This is a genomic window from Stappia sp. G46H5W (assembly GCF_058448995.1).
Genome location: NZ_JBZFLL010000002.1, coordinates 416,968 through 433,819 on the forward strand (window position 1 = coordinate 416,968; position 16,852 = coordinate 433,819).

Here is a 16,852-nt window from a genome sequence, read left to right on the forward strand (position 1 = left end):
GCGCGGTGCCGCGTCAGGCCGGCTGCAGGCGGTCCATCAGCAGCTTGAAGATCTCGACGGGCCGATAGGGATAGTCGAGGAAGCCGTCGATACCGGTTTCCAGAAGGCCGGCGCGCGCGCCCTCGCTCATGTTCGGAGGGGCCAGCAGCACCATCTTGCCGTGCTGGGGGCGAACTCCTTGGCCGGTCATGTATTGCAGGTAGTAATGCACGAACTTGCTGTAGACGAGCAGGACGATGTCCTGCCGGTCGAAGCTGTAGCTCTTGTGCTTCAGGTTCTCCTCCGGAACGAGCGCGACTTCGCAGCCCAGCTCCTCCAGTGCGGCGTGGATCGGCTCGGTCACCTTCGCCACACCGCCGACAAGGGCGATGCGCAAGGGGCCACGTGCCTGCCGCGACTGGCGGATCGCCTTTTCGATCTGCATGAGCTGTGCCCGGTGGGCGCCGTCGATGCGCCTGACTTCGTTCAGCCGCGCCTCGACCGTCGCCAGCAGCATGTCGAAGTCGAGCGGCTTGGTGAGATAGTCGTCCGCGCCCAGCTTCTTGCCCTGGATGATGTCGTCGCGCGTGGCGAGCGCGGTGAGGAAGATGAAGGGCATGCGGGTCAGCCGGGGGAAGTCGCTGCGGATGCGGGCCAGCAGCTCCGGGCCGCTCATCACCGGCATCATCATGTCGCAGATGACGAGGTCCGGGACATGCTGCTGGAGGCAGTCGAGGCCTTCCTGCCCGTTGCTGGCGGTCAGGACCTCGTAGCCGGCATCCTGAAGCTCTTCCGTCAGGTCTTCCAGCAGCAGCTTCTCGTCCTCGATGCACAGGATCGTCGTCTTGTGGGTCATGGGGCTGCCTCGTTGACGCTTTGGGTGTTGGCGGGGCGGGCTGCCGTGTGGGGCAGGCGGATCTCGACCACCGTGCCGCGCCCGACCTCGCTCGAGACATTCAGTTTTCCGCGGTGCTCCGAGACCACCATGTCCGTCATGTGCAGGCCGATGCCGGTGCCCGGTATGCCGCTGGAGGTGGAGGCGCGGAAGTAGCGGTTGAAGATCTTCGGGATTTCCTTTTCGGGAATGCCGACGCCGTCGTCCTCTATGCGGATGACCGCCTGACCGTTCTCGGTGAGCCCGCGAACGCGGATGCTGTCGCGGCCGGCCGAGTACTTGATGGCGTTCGACAGGATGTTGGCGATGCACTGCTCGATGAGGCGGGCATCGATCATCGCGGTCTCGGGCAGGGCATCGAGGTCCATGTCGATGACATGCGTCGTGCACAGGCCCTGCTGGCGCTGGCACACCGCCTGGACCAGCGGCCGCAACGCGCTTTCCTTCAGCTCCAGCTCGAGAGCGCCCGACTGGTGCTGCGTGAAGCTCAGGAAGCGGTTGATCAGGTACTGCATCCGGTCGACGGATTCCCGGATGTTGGCAAGCCGGCGGGTCAGGGCGGTTGCGGCGTCGTCGTCGATCGCGTTTGCCCCGTTCGCGACGTGCCGGTCGAGCATGCGGCGCAGGCGTTGCGCGTTGCTGTCTATGATGGCGAGGGGCGTGCGGAACTCGTGCGAGGCCATCGAGACGAACTCGCGCTGCATCTCGTTGATCTTCTGCTCGTTGCGCAGCATCTTCACCAGCTTGTCGGTGTGTTGCTGCAGTGCCCGGTGCTGGAGCTTGAAGGTGGTGATATCGGCAAAGCGGTAGATCACCGTGCCGTCCTCGCCGGTCCGGCAGCAGCTGACGCGATACCAGCTGCGGGCCCCGAAGCGGAACTCGCTCGGCGTCTCGGGATCGGTTTCCAGGCCTTCCAGCGCCTCTGCCAGCCCTGCGGGGCCGAGCCGCTGCAGCACGTCGACGATGTTCTCGCCGCTATCGGTCCAACTGCGCTCGCTGGGAAACAGCCGGTCGAACGTGTTGTTGGTCAGCACGATCCGGCCGCTCTCGTCGACCACCACCAGTCCGTCGTTGACCGCATTGACCGTGCTGGCGAGCAGGTCGCGACCGCGGCGCAGTTCCACGGTGCGCTCCTCGAGACGCTCCTCGAGAAGGTCGCGCGCCTCGGTGACGGCGTCCTTCTGCCGGCGCGCCTCGGTGACGTCGGTGTAGATGGTCACGAAGCCGCCGTCCGGCATCGGCGTGCCCTGGATCCTGAGTACCGTGCCGTCGGGGCGCTCGCGCTCGAAATCGTACATGTCCCGGCTGCGGGCGAGCTCCAGGCGCTCGCGGACCTGGGCTTCGGGGTCGCCGGGGCCGTACTCGCCCCGCAGCGCGTTGAAGCGCAGGACCTCCTCCAGTCCGGGCGTCTGCTCGACGAGGCTTCTCGGCAGGTCGAGCAGCCGGCAGGCCGTCTCGTTGACCAGGACGATGCGCAAGTGGCGATCCATCACGGTGATCCCCTGATGCACGGTGGCCAGGAGATGCCGGAGCACGTCCGCTTCAGAGCTTCCCTTCCGGATGAAGTGCTGCAAGTCGCATCCTCGTTTCACAACCGTCAGGCTGGAAACCCAGTGTGCGCCAGCGGAGCGGCGATTCTAAGCGGAAGTCGGAAACGCGTTTAATAGTCCCTTGCCGGCACAGCTTCCCGGCTGTCGGGAAGGGGAGCGCGGCGCTCAGGCGCGCGGCTGCAGCGGCCAGCAGGCCGGGGCGCTTTTCAGGGGAGTGGCGCTGTTCAGGCGCGCGGCAAAGTCGAGCGCCTCGTCCAGCGGCATCGCCGGAGCGTGCAGCCAGCCCTGGATCAGGTCGACGCCGCAGGAGGTGACAAGGTCGGCCTGCGCGCGCGTCTCGACGCCTTCGGCGACCACCTGATAGCCGAGTTCGTGGCACAGGCCGGTCAGCTTGCGGTAGACGATGCGTCCGCGCTGCTCGGCCGCACTCAGCAGCAGCGAGCGGTCGAACTTGACGATGCTGACGGGGAGGTCGGCCAGCAGGTTGAAGTTGGAGTGGCCCGCACCGAAATCGTCGATGGCGACGCTCAGGTCCGCTTCCGCCAGGCGGCGAAGATTGTCGGCGATGGCGGGATCCGACCGCAGCCCGCGCTCGATAATCTCGAAGCTGACCGGCATGTCGGCGAAGGCCTGGACCAGCCAGTCGACGGTGGAGCGGTCGGCGATCGTGTCGGGATGCAGGTTGATGGAGACGATGAGGTCGCGCCCGGCGCCCTGAACATGGGCCAGGTCCTGCAGCACCTGGCGGCAGACCCAGCGGTCGATCAGATGGGCGAAACCGGCATTTTCCAGCGTTTCCAGGAAATAGGGGCCGACGAAACCGCGTCCTTCCACCCAGACCCGCAGCAAGGCTTCAAAGCCGATGCAGGAGCCGGTGCGGGCGTCGATCTCCGGCTGGTAATGCATGGCGAGCCGGTTTTCGCGCAGGAAGTCGACCGCATTGCGCGCGGCCTCGCTGTTGCGCAGCAGCGTCTTGTGCTGGTCGAACACGGTGCGCCCGTGCTGGCGGCGCATGTGGTCGTCGAAGTCGGCGCCATCGTTGAGCAGCGAGGGGCCGAGCTTGTTTTCCCGCATGCGCCCGTACCTGATCACGAAGGGCGCATAGAGCAGGATGCTCACCCCCAGCAGCGCCGCCTGCAGCAGCACGGCCCAGACTTCGCCGGTCTGCAGGTAGACGTTGAGGAACATCGGCGTCACCCAGGGCACTTCGGTCGGATAGACCGTCAGGCCGATATGGGAGATGGCCACAAGGCCGAGCATCTGGCAGACGACGGGAACCGCGACGAACGGCGCAAGCAGCCGCAGGTTCAGCACGATCGGCAGGCCGAAGACCAGGATCTCGGAGATGTTGAAGGCGGTGAAAGGCAGGGCGACCAGCGCGATGGACCGCATGTGCTGGTTGCGCGAGAACAGCAGGATCGCCAGAGCCAGGCCGAGCGTCGTGCCCGATCCGCCGAGATTGACGAACGAGGTCATGAACATGTCGCGCGTCATGTCGCCGGCGACGAGGAACGAACCGAAGTCGGGCGGCACCGCGAGATAGGCAAGGTTGGTGCCGTGCAGGCCGAGGAACCAGATGAACTGGGAGCCGGCCAGATAGAGCGCCAGCGCCATGTCCGAGCCGAGCCCGAAGAAGGCCGGGGCGAGCGCTGCGTAGATCACATTGGCCGCATCATGCAGCACGCCGAGCACGACGGCGGTGAGAACGAAGCTCAACAGGGCCGGCAGCGCCATGTTGAGCGCGTTTTCCAGATTGTAGCTGAGCGCGCCGTGATGGAGGCGCGGGAGCGGCAGGCGGGCGCAGGCGCGCAGCATCATCAGCGCCAGCAGCGGGGCAATCACCGCGTTGATGGAGGCAAGGGAGATCGCCTCGGCATCGTCGATCGCCATGGTGCCGTAAGTGTCGAAGAAGAAGACGGCAAGCGCGAGCGCAGCGCCTGTCACCCGGTCGATGCGGAAGAGGATCGAGAGCTGGTAGGAAACCGAAATCGCCAGCATCACCGGCATCGCGATTTCCAGAAGCCGGCCAATATCGGTGAGCGTTTGATACGACAGGAAGGGAAGAGAGGCGGCGCTATAGATCAGTGCGAAGTCGATCAGCCGTATGGCAGAGACCAGAATGACGAACGGAACCAGCGCGATGAACGCTTCCTGCAAGGAAAAACGGATGTTCTCGGCGAAACCGACAAACGATTTCATGTTCAGGCGCTCGTCCCTTGCGACGAATCCGACATACGGTTCGTAAACTCGGAAAAGACCCTAATCACTCAAATGTTAATGTGTCCTGCACAACTGCGAGAAATACGGAGTTCTCCACCGGCGGGAAGCTGGTCGGGCGAGCGGCCCAATGAGAGGGGGGCGACCTTCGCCTAGCCGGAGGTCGCGATCCGCGCAGGGGCGACGATGCGCGCGGTCTGCTTGCGTCCGCCCTGCGCCCAGAAATAGGACTGCCGCTCCTCCGTCGGAGTGCAGCTGTAGCGCTCGCGGTAGCACTTGGTGAAATGCGAGGTGGAGGCGAAGCCGCAGGCGATGGCGACGTCGAGCACCGGCCGGTTGGTCCGGCGCAGAAGGTCGCGCGCCGTCTCCAGGCGGATCTTGAGATAGTATTGGCCCGGCGTGCAATCGAAATGGCGGCGGAACAACCGCTCCAGCTGGCGCGGGCTGAGGTTCACGGTCATCGCCAACTGCTGGCAGGACAGCGGATCCTCGATATGCAGGTCCATGATGCGGATCGCGTCGAGGATCTTGACGTTGGAGATCCCGGTGCGGCTCTCCAGGTCGTGGCGCTGCGCGCTCTCGCCCGAGCGCATGTTCTGGTAGAGCGCGACCTCGGCGACTTCATGGGCCAGATAGGCGCCGTGCTGGATGGCGATGACGCGCAGCATCATGTCGAGCGCGGCCATGCCGCCGGCGCAGGTGATGCAGTTGCGGTCGATGGCGAACAGGTCGCCGGAGACCTCGATCTCAGGAAACTCCTCGCGGAAGGACCTCAGGTTCTCCCAGTGGATGGTGCAGCGGCGGCCGTCGAGCAGGTGGTAGCGGGCCAGCACATAGGAGCCGGTGCAGACGGCGCCATAGGTGCGCCCGCGCGCATTCAGCTTGCGCAGCTTGGTGCCGAGCTCCTTGGGCAGGGGCACGCGCTCCACGTCGACGCCGGAGCAGATGAGGGTGATGTCGGCATCGTCGAGCTCGTTGATCGAGCCCTGCACGGAGACATGGCAGCCGTTGCTGGCCTGGACCGGATTGCCGTCCACCGAGTAGGTTTTCCAGGAATAGAACTCCTGGCCCAGCACCCGGTTGGCAATGCGGATCGGCTCGATGGTCGAGGTAAAGGCGATCAGCGAGAACTGATCGAGAAGGATAAGGGCCACGGTTTGTTTTTCCGTGGATGCGGCCTGGTCTGCCATGCGCTGTGCCCGAGCTGTGACGCGCGGTCCCCTAGTTCATTGGAAGGTTTTTGCTTTTAATTTCGGTTAGTCTGGGATCGGGCATCATGCTTGTCAAATAAAAACGGCGGCGAATACATGTATGGCGAAAATGTGCCGACACGCATGAAATAAAGCCGGGCGGCGTCAACAAAACGTCATGGCGATGCGCGGGCGCGACATCGCTTCCACCGCAAAATCCACAGGGGCTCAAATTCCGCCTTGCGCAACCCGGCCGGCTCCTTTAGATACCCCTCACCAGCCGACAGGCCATGGGCGATTAGCTCAGCGGGAGAGCGTTCCGTTCACACCGGAAAGGTCACTGGTTCAATCCCAGTATCGCCCACCATTCCTTCCCGCACCGTCCCGAACACTGCCGAGATGAGACGCACCGAGCCCGGTGCCGGACCTCCCTCGTATTCCTGACAGGAAGACGACGCAGGGCAGCGAATTTGCCCCTGCGTAAACCTGCAGCGTTCGTATCCGGTTTACCAGTTGCGCTTTTTTCGCCGGGGCAACGGCGTTTTCCTGCGATCCGTAAAGTCTCCCTCAAGCCCGCCGCGCGATAGTGGCGGGAAAGAGGAACGTTTCCGGATGCACGGACAGATCGCCAGGACCAGCCCTATGTTGCGCGACGCGATGCACCACGCCAGCCGCCCTATGGAGCGACGGGATCTGGGTGCCGTGGCCGCGATGTTCGGCGCCGCCTTTCGCGGCGGGCGGGTCGCACCCGGCCTCGAGGCCTATCTGGAAACCTTCTGCTTCGGCCATCCGCAGCTGACGTCCGAGACCGGCAGCCGGGTCTATGAGAGCGAGACGGGCGAGCTCAGCGCGGCGATTCTCTGCGTGCCGCTGCGGTTTCGCGTCGACGGGCAGCCGGTGACGGCGCGGCTTTTGTGCAATTTCATGGCCGTCGGCGAAGCGGGCGCGCGTGGCGCAGCCTGCCTGTCGCGGCATTTTCGGGCAAAGCGCCACGACTTCCTGTTTTCCGATACGGCCTCGGAGGCGAGCTCCACCCACTGGAAGACCGGCGGGGGGCGGATCCTGCCGATCCAGAGCCTGGAATGGTGCCGGGTCTTCCGCCCGCTGACCGCCTGCGCAAGGCGCATGCATCGCAGCCTGAGGGGAGAGGCGGGCGGCCTGCTGCTGGCGCCGCTTAGCATGCTCGACAAGGGCGCGCGGCGGCATCGTCCCTTGCTGGTCGCGCATATGCCCGAGGGCGTGACGGTGCAGGAGGTGGGGCCGACGCAGTTTCTGGCCGAGACGCGGCCGATGTTCGGGCGCTTCAGCGTCCATCCGGACTGGGATCCGTCCGAATTCGCCTGGCTGTCGCGCATGGCGGAGGCGAATCCGGCGCTCGGTCCGCTGCACTTTGCCTTGATGCACGATGCCAGCGGCGCAACCATCGGCGCGGCTGCCTATTGCGGCACGGGCCGGGGGCGGGCGAGCGTGCTCAATCTGCTGTGCCTGGAAGGGCATGAGCGCGAGAGCGTCGCCGCGCTGCTGGCCGACCTCGACCGGCAGGGCTATTGCGAGGCGCGCGGGGCCACCCAGCCGTTCCTGATGCAGGCGCTGCAGGCGCAAAAACACATGTGCTTCCGCCACCGCGGCTTCTTCTGCATCGCCGGGCGGATGCCGGCGCTGCACCGCGCGCTGGACCAGGACCTCGTCTATGCGGAAGGCTTATCGTCGGAGAGCTGGTCGCGGCTCTTGACCGACTTCTGAGCCGCAGCGGCTTTCTTCCGTCCTGCCTTGCAGCGATCAGCGCGGGCCGGGAAGTCCGGCAAGCGCCGGGTGCAACTCGTCGAAATGGTCGATCACGGCGTCGGGCGAAAGCTCGCGCACCGGAACCGCGGTGTAGCCGAAGGTGACGGCTACGACCGGAATGCCGGCCGCGCGAGCCGCATCGATATCGGTCTTGCTGTCGCCGATCATCACCGAACCGGAAAGGCGCGCGCCGGCGCGCTCGACCGCGCCCAGAACGGGGGCGGCGTCCGGCTTCGGCCTGGCGAACGTGTCGCCGCCGACCAGCGAGTCGAACAGATCCAGCATCTTCAGGTGATCCAGCAACTGGCGGGCGATCGGCTCCGACTTGTTGGTGCACACGGCCAGGCGCCAGCCATCCTTGCGGGCCGTCTCCAGCGCCTCGTGGATGCCCGGAAAGGGGCGGCTGAGGCCGGCAATGTCGGCTGTGTAGAAGGCGATGAAGCGCAGGTAGAGCCGCTCGATCTCGGCCGGGTCGGGATCGGGAATGCCGTTGGCCCAAAGCGCCTTGGCTATCATCGGCCGGGCGCCGACGCCGAACAGGTGGCCGAGCGTCTCGATGTCGACGCCGGACAGGCCTTCCTCGCGCATGACCGCGTTGAGCGCGGCGGCAAGATCGTGGCGGGTGTCGACCAGGGTGCCGTCGAGATCGAAGACCAGAGCGGGCGTGGAGGCGGGCGTGGTCATGGGCGCTTTCCTGTGTGGCGGCGGGTGATCCGGCTTATAGCCGGGCGGTTCGCCCGCGGGGAAGGAAATACCAAAACGCCGGCCAAAAGGGCCGGCGTTTCAAGGGTCTGGAGACCGTCGATGCGATCAGGCGATCTCGCTGGTGACGCCGAGGCGCTTGTCGAGATAGGAGCCGCACTCGGCCATCAACTCGTCCATGTGGTTCTCGAAGAAGTGGTTGGCGCCCGGGATGACCTTGTGGTCGATCACGATGCCCTTCTGCGTCTTCAGCTTGTCGACCAGCGTCTGGACGTCCTTGGACGGCACCACCTTGTCGGCATCGCCATGGACGATGAGGCCGGAGGAGGGGCAGGGCGCCAGGAACGAGAAGTCATGCAGGTTGGCCGGCGGAGCGGCGGAGATGAAGCCTTCCACCTCCGGGCGGCGCATCAGGAGCTGCATGCCGATCCAGGCACCGAAGGAGAAGCCGGCGATCCAGCAGGAGCGCGCGTCGGGATGGACCGTCTGGACCCAGTCGAGCGCGGCAGCGGCATCGGACAGCTCGCCCTGGCCATGGTCGAAGGAGCCCTGGCTGCGCCCGACGCCGCGGAAGTTGAACCGCAGAACGGCGAAGCCGCGCTTCGCGAACATGTAGTAGAGCTGATAGACGATCTGGTTGTTCATCGTCCCGCCGAACTGCGGATGCAGATGCAGGATCAGGGCGATGGGCGCCGTCCGCGATTTCGCCGGCTGAAAGCGGCCTTCGATCCGGCCGGCCGGACCGTTGAAAATCACTTCAGGCATGGACCACCTCGTTCATGGGGTATTCGTTCCTTAACTGCGGTTGCCGCGCACCGGGGTCGCGAAAGGTTGTGAAACTCAGGGGTATTGCTTAGTCCGGCTTGACTCGGATGGCCCTGCTTCCTACAACTTCTTTAGAATCGTTCGAAAGTTGACGGCGGACGCCGCATCTCGACCGGTTCACGTCGGCGGCCCGGTCGACCAGTCGTGTCGATCTGTCCGTCCGGCCAGCGTGGTATATAGGGATGTCTTAAACCGATCTCCACGCGGAATTGCAAGAATTGCATCGCGGTAGAAGCGGTCAGGAGCGGTTTTGTCGGTCGAACAGGCCGGGCAGGGCGGTTCCGGCGGAGACATATGACGGTCATGACGTCACGGACGGACATCTATTTCGACCACAATGCCGGGGCGCCCTTGCGTCCGCAGGTGGCCGAACTCGTCTGTTCCGTGCTGAGGCGCACGGGAAATGCCTCGTCCGTTCACGGACCCGGGCGCCGGGCACGCGGCACGATCGAGACGGCGCGGGCGCAGGTCGCCCGGCTGTGCGGGGTTCCGGGCGCGCAGGTGAGCTTCACCTCGGGCGCCACCGAGGCGAACGTGACGGCGCTGTCGCCGGTCTGGAAGGACGGGCGCGGCGAGCGGCGGTTCACCCGGCTGCTGGTTGCAGCGAGCGAGCATCCCTCGGTCGCGGCAGGCGGACGCTTCCCGGCCGAGGCGCGAGAGAGCGTCCCGGTCGATGGCGAGGGCCTTGTCGATGCCGCATCGTTGGCGGCGCGGGTCGCGGAGCTGACGGCGGCGGGCGAGAGCGTTCTGGTGGCGGTGATGGCCGCCAACAACGAGACCGGCGTGCTGCAGCCGCTGGCGGAGATTTCGGCGGCGCTCAAGGGGAGCGGCGCGGTGCTGCATGTGGATGCGGTGCAGGCGGCAGGCCGCATCGCCATCGACATGGAGGCCTGGGGCGCTGACAGCCTGGCGCTTTCGGCCCACAAGATCGGCGGTCCGCAGGGCGCGGGCGCGCTCGTGGTGCGCAGGGCAGGGTTGCACCCCGCCCCCTTGCTCACCGGCGGCGGACAGGAAAACTGGCGCCGGGCAGGCACGGAAAATGTCGCGGCAATCGCCGGTTTCGGCCTTGCAGCGGAGCTGGCTGCCGCGGAACTGGACGGTTGGGACGAAATTCGGGCCCTTCGGGATGGCATGGAGCGCGAGCTTTGCCATATATGGGCCGATATGGTGGTCTTTGGCGCGGGCGCGCCGCGGCTCGCCAACACCAGCTGCTTCGCGGTGCCGGGCGTATCGGCGGAGACCGCGCTGATCGCTCTCGATCTGGAGAGCATCGCAGTGTCTTCGGGCTCGGCCTGCTCGAGCGGCAAGGTCGGCGTCTCGCCGGTGCTGTCGGCGATGGGTGCGAACAAGGATCTGGCGCGCGGCGCCATCAGGATCAGCCTCGGCCGGGAGACCGCGCCCGAGGAGATCGAACGGTTTCTTGCCGCATGGCGGCGGATATCGGGACGGATCAGGCAGGCAGGCGCGGGTCGCGCCGCCTGACGGGTTCCGGACCATCATGACCCGGATGCGGCCCAGGCCGCATCCATTACATAGTGCGACAACCCGCGGTCCTTGACACCGCAGTGGATGGAGACACGCATGCCTGCAGTTCAGGAAACGATCGACCGCGTCCGGTCGATCGATGTGGATCAGTACAAGTACGGTTTCATCACCGACATCGAGTCCGACAAGGCTCCCAAGGGTCTCAACGAAGACATCATCCGCTTCATCTCGGCCAAGAAGGACGAGCCGGAATGGATGCTGGAATGGCGGCTCGAGGCGTATCGCCGCTGGCTGACGATGACCGAGCCGACCTGGGCCCGCGTCGAGTACCCGAAGATCGACTTCAACGACATCTACTACTACTCCGCGCCGAAGTCCGCGCCGGGGCCCAAGAGCCTCGACGAGGTCGACCCGGAGCTGCTGGCGACCTACGAGAAGCTGGGCATCCCCTTGCGCGAGCAGGAGATCCTGGCTGGCGTCGAGCCGAAGAACCGCGTTGCGGTGGACGCGGTGTTCGACAGCGTGTCGGTGGTCACCACCTTCAAGGAAGAGCTGAAGAAGGCCGGCGTCATCTTCTGCTCGATCTCGGAAGCGCTGCGGGAACACCCGGAGCTGGTGCGCAAGTATCTCGGCTCCGTGGTGCCGGTCACCGACAACTACTATGCGACGCTGAACTCGGCGGTCTTCACCGACGGATCGTTCGTCTATGTGCCGGAGGGCGTGCGCTGCCCGATGGAGCTGTCGACCTATTTCCGCATCAACGAGAAGAACACCGGCCAGTTCGAACGCACGCTGATCATCGCCGAGAAGGGCGCCTACGTCTCCTATCTGGAGGGCTGCACGGCGCCGCAGCGCGACGAGAACCAGCTGCATGCGGCCGTGGTCGAGCTCGTTGCGCTGGATGATGCCGAGATCAAGTACTCCACCGTCCAGAACTGGTTCCCGGGCGACAAGGAAGGCAAGGGCGGCATCTACAACTTCGTCACCAAGCGCGGCGACTGCCGGGGCAAGAACTCCAAGATTTCCTGGACCCAGGTCGAGACCGGTTCGGCGATCACCTGGAAGTACCCGTCCTGCATCCTGCGCGGCGACAATTCGCGCGGCGAGTTCTACTCGATCGCGGTGTCGAACGGTTACCAGCAGATCGACAGCGGCACCAAGATGATCCATCTCGGCAAGAACACGTCGAGCCGCATCATCTCCAAGGGCATCTCGGCCGGCAAGTCGCAGAACACCTATCGCGGCCTCGTCTCGGCGCATCGCAAGGCGTCGAACGCGCGCAACTTCACCCAGTGCGACAGCCTGCTGATCGGCCAGGATTGCGGGGCCCACACGGTGCCCTACATCGAGTCGAAGAACGCGACGGCCGTGTTCGAGCACGAGGCGACCACCTCGAAGATCTCCGACGACCAGATGTTCTACTGCCAGCAGCGGGGCCTGTCGGACGAGGAAGCGGTGGCGCTGATCGTCAACGGTTTCGTCAAGGACGTGATCCAGCAGCTGCCGATGGAGTTCGCCGTCGAGGCGCAGAAGCTGATCTCCATTTCGCTCGAAGGCTCGGTCGGCTGACGCCGGCCGACCGCCTCGCATACCGCACATCCAGAATACCGACGGATATCATCATGCTTGAGATCAAGAACCTGCACGCCCGCATCGCCGAAGACGGCACCGAGATCCTGCGCGGCATCGACCTCGTCGTGAAGCCGGGCGAAGTGCACGCCATCATGGGCCCGAACGGCTCCGGCAAGTCGACGCTTTCCTACATCCTCGCCGGCAAGGACGACTACGAAGTCACCGAGGGCGACATCGTCTACAACGGCCAGAGCCTGCTGGAGCTGGCGCCTGACGAGCGCGCCGCCGCCGGCGTCTTCCTCGCCTTCCAGTACCCGATCGAGATCCCGGGCGTGGCGACCATGACCTTCCTGAAGACGGCGCTCAACGCGCAGCGCAAGGCGCGCGGCGAGGAGGAGCTGTCCACGCCGGAATTCATGAAGCGGGTCAAGGACAAGGCCGGCGAACTTCAGATCACCATGGACATGCTGAAGCGGCCGCTGAACGTCGGCTTCTCCGGCGGCGAGAAGAAGCGCGCCGAGATCCTGCAGATGGCGCTGCTGCAGCCGACGCTCTGCGTGCTCGACGAGACCGATAGCGGCCTCGACATCGACGCGCTGAAGGTGGTGTCGGACGGCGTCAACCGCCTGCGCGGCCCGGACCGCTCCTTCGTGGTGATCACCCACTACCAGCGCCTGCTCGACCACATCGTGCCGGACGTGGTGCATGTCCTGTCGAAGGGACGCATCGTCAAGACCGGCGGCCCGGATCTGGCGCTGGAGCTGGAGAAGAACGGTTACGCCGACTTCATCGACGCGGCCGCGTGACAGGTCAGGAACACGACATGACCATCGAACCACGCACCCTGGACACCAGGGCCGAAACCGACCTCGCCGAGGCCTATTACCGTGACCGCGACGCCCTGCCGGGCGGTGCGGCGGTGGCCGAGATCCGCAAGTCGGCCTTCGATGCCTTCCGCAAGAGCGGGCTGCCGCATCGCCGCGTCGAGGAGTGGAAATACTCCGACCTGCGGGCAAGGCTGAAGAGCGTACCGGCCTTTGCCGCACGCCGCAGCGACGACGATGCCAAGGCGGCTGTCGCCGCGCTGGACAACGTGTACGGCTCGGCGGAGCGCTATCGTCTTCTCATCGTCGACGGCCACTTCCACGCGGGTCTTTCCGACGTTGCCGCGCTGGCCGAGGCCGGCGTGAGCGTGCGTCCGCTCGCCGAGGCACTGGCTGAAGAGGGCGAAAGCCTGATGCAGCTGCCGGAGATCGCCACGGGCGATGCGGCGACAGGCCTCAACGCCATCTTCTGCGCCGACGGCCTCGTGCTGTCGCTGCCCGAAGGCGCTTCGCTGGACAAGCCGGTCGAGATCGTCCACGCGCTGTCGGCCACTGCCGCCAGCACCAGCGAGCGGGTGATCGTGGCGGCCGCCAAGGGCGCCAAGGCAACCGTGCTGGAGACGTTTGTCGGCGGAGCCGAGGGGAGCTTCTCCAACACGCTGACCGACATCCGCGCCGCCGATGCCGCGGAGGTGACCGTCGCCCGCCTGCAGGCGGAGGCCGCCGGCACCACTCATATCGGCACGGCCGTCGTGACGCTCGGGGCCGAGACCCAGGTCAAGCTGATCGGCGCGGGCATCGGGTCGGGCTTTGCCCGGCACCAGTCCTTTGTCGCCTTCACGGGCGAGGGATCGCGCGCGGACCTGCTCGGCATCACCATGGTGCGGGCCGGCCAGCATGTCGATCAGACGCTGGTGGTGGACCACGCGGTGCCGCATTGCGACAGCCGCGAGCTGTTCAAGACGGTGGTCGGCGAAGGCGCCAAGGGCATCTTCCAGGGCAAGATCATCGTCCGCCCGCATGCGCAGAAGACCGACGGCCAGATGATGACCCAGTCGCTGCTCTTGTCGGACGATGCGGAAATGTCGCTGAAGCCGGAGCTGGAGATCTTCGCCGACGACGTGCAGTGCGCCCATGGCGCCACGAGCGGCCAGATCGACGAGGACCTGCTGTTCTACCTGCGCTCGCGCGGTATTCCGGAGGCCGATGCCCGCACGCTGCTGGTTCTTGCCTTTCTGTCGGAAGCGGTCGAGGAGATCGGCGAGGAAATCATCGTCGAGGCCTTCGAAGAGCGCATTCGCGCCTGGCTGGACGCCGGAGCGTAAAAGCCCCGGCATCAAAGGCTGTGGGGGCGTAACGCCCCGCCGCCACGCTTCCGGGGCTCAAGGCCCCGGCAGCACCGTACAGGCCGGGGTAGTCGCCCCGGCGAAGCGGGAGTACGCAGATGACGTCGATGACCGATCCCGGTGCCGTTGCAAGCGCCCCCTATGACGTGGCGGCGGTGCGCCGCGACTTCCCGATCCTGTCGCGCGAGGTTTACGGCAAGCCGCTCGTCTATCTCGACAACGGCGCCTCGGCCCAGAAGCCGCAGGCGGTGATCGACGCGGTGACCAAGGCCTATTCGCACGAATACGCCAACGTCCATCGCGGGCTGCACTACCTGTCGAACACAGCGACCGAGAATTTCGAGGCCGCGCGCGAGACCGTGCGCCGCTTCCTCAACGCCCCGTCGCAGGACGAGGTGATCTTCACCCGCTCCACCACCGAGGCGATCAACCTGGTCGCCCAGACCTTCGGCGCGGAACGGATCGGCGAGGGCGACGAGATCGTCCTGTCGATCATGGAGCACCACTCCAACATCGTGCCCTGGCACTTCCTGCGCGAACGGCAGGGCGCGGTGCTGAAATGGGTCTATGTGCGCGAGGACGGATCCTTCGACATCGACGCGTTCGAGGCGACCCTGTCGCCCAGGACGAAGCTGGTGGCGATCACCCAGATGTCGAATGTGCTGGGCACCGTGGTGCCGATCCGCGAGATCTGCCGGATCGCCCATGCGCGCGGCATTCCGGTGCTGGTCGACGGCAGTCAGTCGGCGGTGCACATGCCGGTCGACGTGCAGGATCTGGGCTGCGACTTCTTCGTCTTCACCGGCCACAAAGTGTACGGTCCGACCGGCATCGGCGTCCTGTGGGGCAAGATGGAGCACCTGGAGCGGATGCGTCCGTTCAATGGCGGCGGCGAGATGATCCTCGACGTCACCGAGGACATGGTGAGCTACAACAGCCCGCCGCACCGCTTCGAGGCCGGTACGCCGCCGATCGTCCAGGCCATCGGCCTTGCGGCCGCGCTCGACTATATGGACGCGATCGGCCGCGATCGGATCGCCGCGCACGAGGCGGCCCTTCGCGACTACGCGCATCAGCGGCTGAAGCAGATCAACTCGATCCGCATCTTCGGCGAGGCACCGGACAAGGGCGCCATCGTCGCCTTCGAGATGAAGGGGGTGCATGCGCACGACGTGTCGATGATCATCGACCGCGAGGGCGTTGCCGTACGGGCCGGGACCCATTGCGCGCAGCCGCTGCTGGCACGATATGGTGTGACCTCGACATGCCGGGCGAGCTTCGGCCTCTACAACACGTTCGACGAGGTCGACAGGCTGGTCGAGGCGCTGCAGAAGGCCCACGACTTTTTCGCATGAGGGCGAGATGAGCGAAGACCAACTGACGCAGGACGAGGAAGCCCAGGCCGAGATTTCGGCGACCGGCTCCGCATTTTCCGAAGATGAGCTGAAGCGCCTGACGGACGATATCGTCGGCGCGCTGAAGACCGTCTACGACCCGGAAATTCCTTGCGATATCTATGAGCTGGGCCTGATCTACAAGGTCGATATCGAGGACGACCGCTCGGTCGCCATCGACATGACGCTGACCGCGCCGGGCTGCCCGGTCGCCGGCGAGATGCCGGGCTGGGTGGAAAACGCTGTCAGTGCGGTCGCCGGGGTCGGCGACGTCAACGTGCAGATGGTGTTCGATCCGCCGTGGACGCCCGACCGAATGTCGGAAGAGGCCAAGGTGGCGCTCAACTGGTATTGAGTGCCAGATCTGCCGGATGGTCCGAGCGAACTGGCAAGAGCCCGCGCCAGGCCCTATATTGTGGGGTAACGCGGGTGCATCTTGCACCTGCTAGTGTGGTGAATTTGAAATACGCCTCGTTTTGGCAGCGACCGTCAGAGCGTATTTCAAATTCGAAAACCACACTAGAAACATAAACTTGCTAGTCACCCTTTTAAATCTGAAGTTCGTTCAGAGCACGCCGCCAAATGTGACGAACTTCAGATTTGGGTGACTAACCGCTAGAATCGGGGAAACGGATATGGGTTCCAGATTCCAGGTCCTGAAGCTGACGGACGCCGCCGCCGAGCGCGTGCGCGAGATCGTCGGCAATTCGGCCAAGCCCGTTCTCGGCCTGCGCGTCGGGATCAAGAAGGGCGGCTGCGCCGGCATGGAATACGACATGAGCCTCGTCGAGGAGGCGAAGCCGGGCGACGACGTGATCGACGACAAGGGCGTCAAGATCTTCATCGAGCCCTCGGCGGCGCTCTTCCTGCTGGGCACGGAGATGGATCACGAAGTGACGAAGTTCCGCTCCGGTTTCGTGTTCCGCAATCCCAACGAGGTCTCGGCCTGCGGCTGCGGCGAGTCCGTCTCGCTGAAAGAGGCGGACGCGGAGGCTTTCGCGGCGCAGGGCTGAACGGCCGATCAGAGCTTTGGACACAATAAAACCCCGCCGGACGCGACCGTCCGGCGGGGTTTTTCATGTCAGCTC

General features: G+C 65.3%; 14 protein-coding genes and 1 tRNA gene. 9 read left to right on the top strand and 6 right to left on the bottom strand.

Annotated elements, in window-relative coordinates:
- Positions 1-13 precede the first annotated feature (13 nt).
- The 4 genes from ACVJ6E_RS07660 to ACVJ6E_RS07675 all read right to left on the bottom strand — a co-directional run bounded on the left by ACVJ6E_RS07660 (position 14) and on the right by ACVJ6E_RS07675 (position 5,795).
- The gene (locus ACVJ6E_RS07660; RefSeq protein ID WP_120267743.1) at positions 14-835 is read right to left on the bottom strand and encodes a response regulator; all 822 of its coding nucleotides are present in this window, start codon (positions 833-835) and stop codon (positions 14-16) included.
- Positions 832-2,409, bottom strand: coding sequence for a sensor histidine kinase (locus tag ACVJ6E_RS07665; protein WP_147421822.1), 1,578 nt, complete (start codon positions 2,407-2,409; stop codon positions 832-834). Before ACVJ6E_RS07665 ends, ACVJ6E_RS07660 begins: the two co-directional genes overlap by 4 nt.
- A 180-nt stretch (positions 2,410-2,589) precedes the next feature.
- Positions 2,590-4,623, bottom strand: coding sequence for an EAL domain-containing protein (locus ACVJ6E_RS07670; RefSeq protein ID WP_120267745.1), 2,034 nt, complete (start codon positions 4,621-4,623; stop codon positions 2,590-2,592).
- A 170-nt stretch (positions 4,624-4,793) separates the two neighbouring features.
- Positions 4,794-5,795 carry a GlxA family transcriptional regulator gene (locus ACVJ6E_RS07675; protein ID WP_208996626.1) on the bottom strand — a complete coding sequence of 334 codons (1,002 nt, stop codon included), beginning with the start codon at positions 5,793-5,795 and terminating at the stop codon, positions 4,794-4,796.
- 328 nt (positions 5,796-6,123) lie between these two features.
- On the opposite strand from ACVJ6E_RS07675, the gene ACVJ6E_RS07680 reads away from it, so the two are divergent.
- Both ACVJ6E_RS07680 and ACVJ6E_RS07685 read left to right on the top strand, forming a co-directional pair.
- A tRNA-Val gene (locus ACVJ6E_RS07680) sits at positions 6,124-6,198 on the top strand.
- A 275-nt stretch (positions 6,199-6,473) separates the two neighbouring features.
- On the top strand, positions 6,474-7,574 hold the full coding sequence (locus ACVJ6E_RS07685) for a GNAT family N-acetyltransferase (RefSeq protein ID WP_120267747.1): 1,101 nt from the start codon (positions 6,474-6,476) through the stop codon (positions 7,572-7,574).
- Positions 7,575-7,610: 36 nt separating this feature from the next.
- Here ACVJ6E_RS07685 and ACVJ6E_RS07690 read toward each other — a convergent pair whose 3' ends face one another.
- Together ACVJ6E_RS07690 and ACVJ6E_RS07695 are read right to left on the bottom strand one after the other, a co-directional pair.
- On the bottom strand, positions 7,611-8,300 hold the full coding sequence (locus tag ACVJ6E_RS07690; protein WP_120267748.1) for an HAD family hydrolase: 690 nt from the start codon (positions 8,298-8,300) through the stop codon (positions 7,611-7,613).
- A gap of 126 nt (positions 8,301-8,426) precedes the next feature.
- On the bottom strand, positions 8,427-9,083 hold the full coding sequence (locus ACVJ6E_RS07695) for an alpha/beta hydrolase (RefSeq protein ID WP_120267749.1): 657 nt from the start codon (positions 9,081-9,083) through the stop codon (positions 8,427-8,429).
- Between the two features lie 363 nt (positions 9,084-9,446).
- Between ACVJ6E_RS07695 and ACVJ6E_RS07700 the strand changes: the two genes are divergently transcribed.
- The 7 genes from ACVJ6E_RS07700 to sufA all read left to right on the top strand — a co-directional run bounded on the left by ACVJ6E_RS07700 (position 9,447) and on the right by sufA (position 16,777).
- Entirely contained in the window at positions 9,447-10,625 is a 1,179-nt protein-coding gene (locus tag ACVJ6E_RS07700) for a cysteine desulfurase family protein (RefSeq protein WP_120268341.1), read from the top strand.
- Positions 10,626-10,724: 99 nt separating this feature from the next.
- Entirely contained in the window at positions 10,725-12,197 is a 1,473-nt protein-coding gene (gene sufB, locus ACVJ6E_RS07705; protein ID WP_120267750.1) for a Fe-S cluster assembly protein SufB, read from the top strand.
- A 53-nt stretch (positions 12,198-12,250) separates the two neighbouring features.
- Positions 12,251-13,006, top strand: a complete 756-nt coding sequence (gene sufC, locus ACVJ6E_RS07710) for a Fe-S cluster assembly ATPase SufC (RefSeq protein ID WP_067215596.1) — start codon at positions 12,251-12,253, stop codon at positions 13,004-13,006.
- Positions 13,007-13,023: 17 nt separating this feature from the next.
- Positions 13,024-14,349 carry a Fe-S cluster assembly protein SufD gene (gene sufD / locus ACVJ6E_RS07715; RefSeq protein ID WP_120267751.1) on the top strand — a complete coding sequence of 442 codons (1,326 nt, stop codon included), beginning with the start codon at positions 13,024-13,026 and terminating at the stop codon, positions 14,347-14,349.
- Between the two features lie 128 nt (positions 14,350-14,477).
- The gene (locus tag ACVJ6E_RS07720; RefSeq protein ID WP_120268342.1) at positions 14,478-15,725 is read left to right on the top strand and encodes a cysteine desulfurase; all 1,248 of its coding nucleotides are present in this window, start codon (positions 14,478-14,480) and stop codon (positions 15,723-15,725) included.
- A gap of 7 nt (positions 15,726-15,732) precedes the next feature.
- Entirely contained in the window at positions 15,733-16,119 is a 387-nt protein-coding gene (locus ACVJ6E_RS07725; protein WP_067215591.1) for an SUF system Fe-S cluster assembly protein, read from the top strand.
- Between the two features lie 280 nt (positions 16,120-16,399).
- Positions 16,400-16,777: a Fe-S cluster assembly scaffold SufA gene (sufA, locus tag ACVJ6E_RS07730; protein WP_067215589.1), complete on the top strand. Its 378-nt coding sequence runs from the start codon at positions 16,400-16,402 to the stop codon at positions 16,775-16,777.
- Positions 16,778-16,852: the final 75 nt, after the last annotated feature.

Bases quoted from the DNA above. Each gene is read 5' to 3' on its own strand.
- ACVJ6E_RS07660 (WP_120267743.1), bottom strand. From the start codon at position 835: ATGACCCACAAGACGACGATCCTGTGCATCGAGGACGAGAAGCTGCTG.
- ACVJ6E_RS07670 (WP_120267745.1), bottom strand. From the start codon at position 4,623: ATGAAATCGTTTGTCGGTTTCGCCGAGAACATCCGTTTTTCCTTGCAG.
- ACVJ6E_RS07685 (WP_120267747.1), top strand. From the start codon at position 6,474: ATGTTGCGCGACGCGATGCACCACGCCAGCCGCCCTATGGAGCGACGG.
- ACVJ6E_RS07690 (WP_120267748.1), bottom strand. From the start codon at position 8,300: ATGACCACGCCCGCCTCCACGCCCGCTCTGGTCTTCGATCTCGACGGC.
- ACVJ6E_RS07695 (WP_120267749.1), bottom strand. From the start codon at position 9,083: ATGCCTGAAGTGATTTTCAACGGTCCGGCCGGCCGGATCGAAGGCCGC.
- ACVJ6E_RS07700 (WP_120268341.1), top strand. From the start codon at position 9,447: ATGACGTCACGGACGGACATCTATTTCGACCACAATGCCGGGGCGCCC.
- sufB (WP_120267750.1), top strand. From the start codon at position 10,725: ATGCCTGCAGTTCAGGAAACGATCGACCGCGTCCGGTCGATCGATGTG.
- sufC (WP_067215596.1), top strand. From the start codon at position 12,251: ATGCTTGAGATCAAGAACCTGCACGCCCGCATCGCCGAAGACGGCACC.
- sufD (WP_120267751.1), top strand. From the start codon at position 13,024: ATGACCATCGAACCACGCACCCTGGACACCAGGGCCGAAACCGACCTC.
- ACVJ6E_RS07720 (WP_120268342.1), top strand. From the start codon at position 14,478: ATGACCGATCCCGGTGCCGTTGCAAGCGCCCCCTATGACGTGGCGGCG.
- ACVJ6E_RS07725 (WP_067215591.1), top strand. From the start codon at position 15,733: ATGAGCGAAGACCAACTGACGCAGGACGAGGAAGCCCAGGCCGAGATT.
- sufA (WP_067215589.1), top strand. From the start codon at position 16,400: ATGGGTTCCAGATTCCAGGTCCTGAAGCTGACGGACGCCGCCGCCGAG.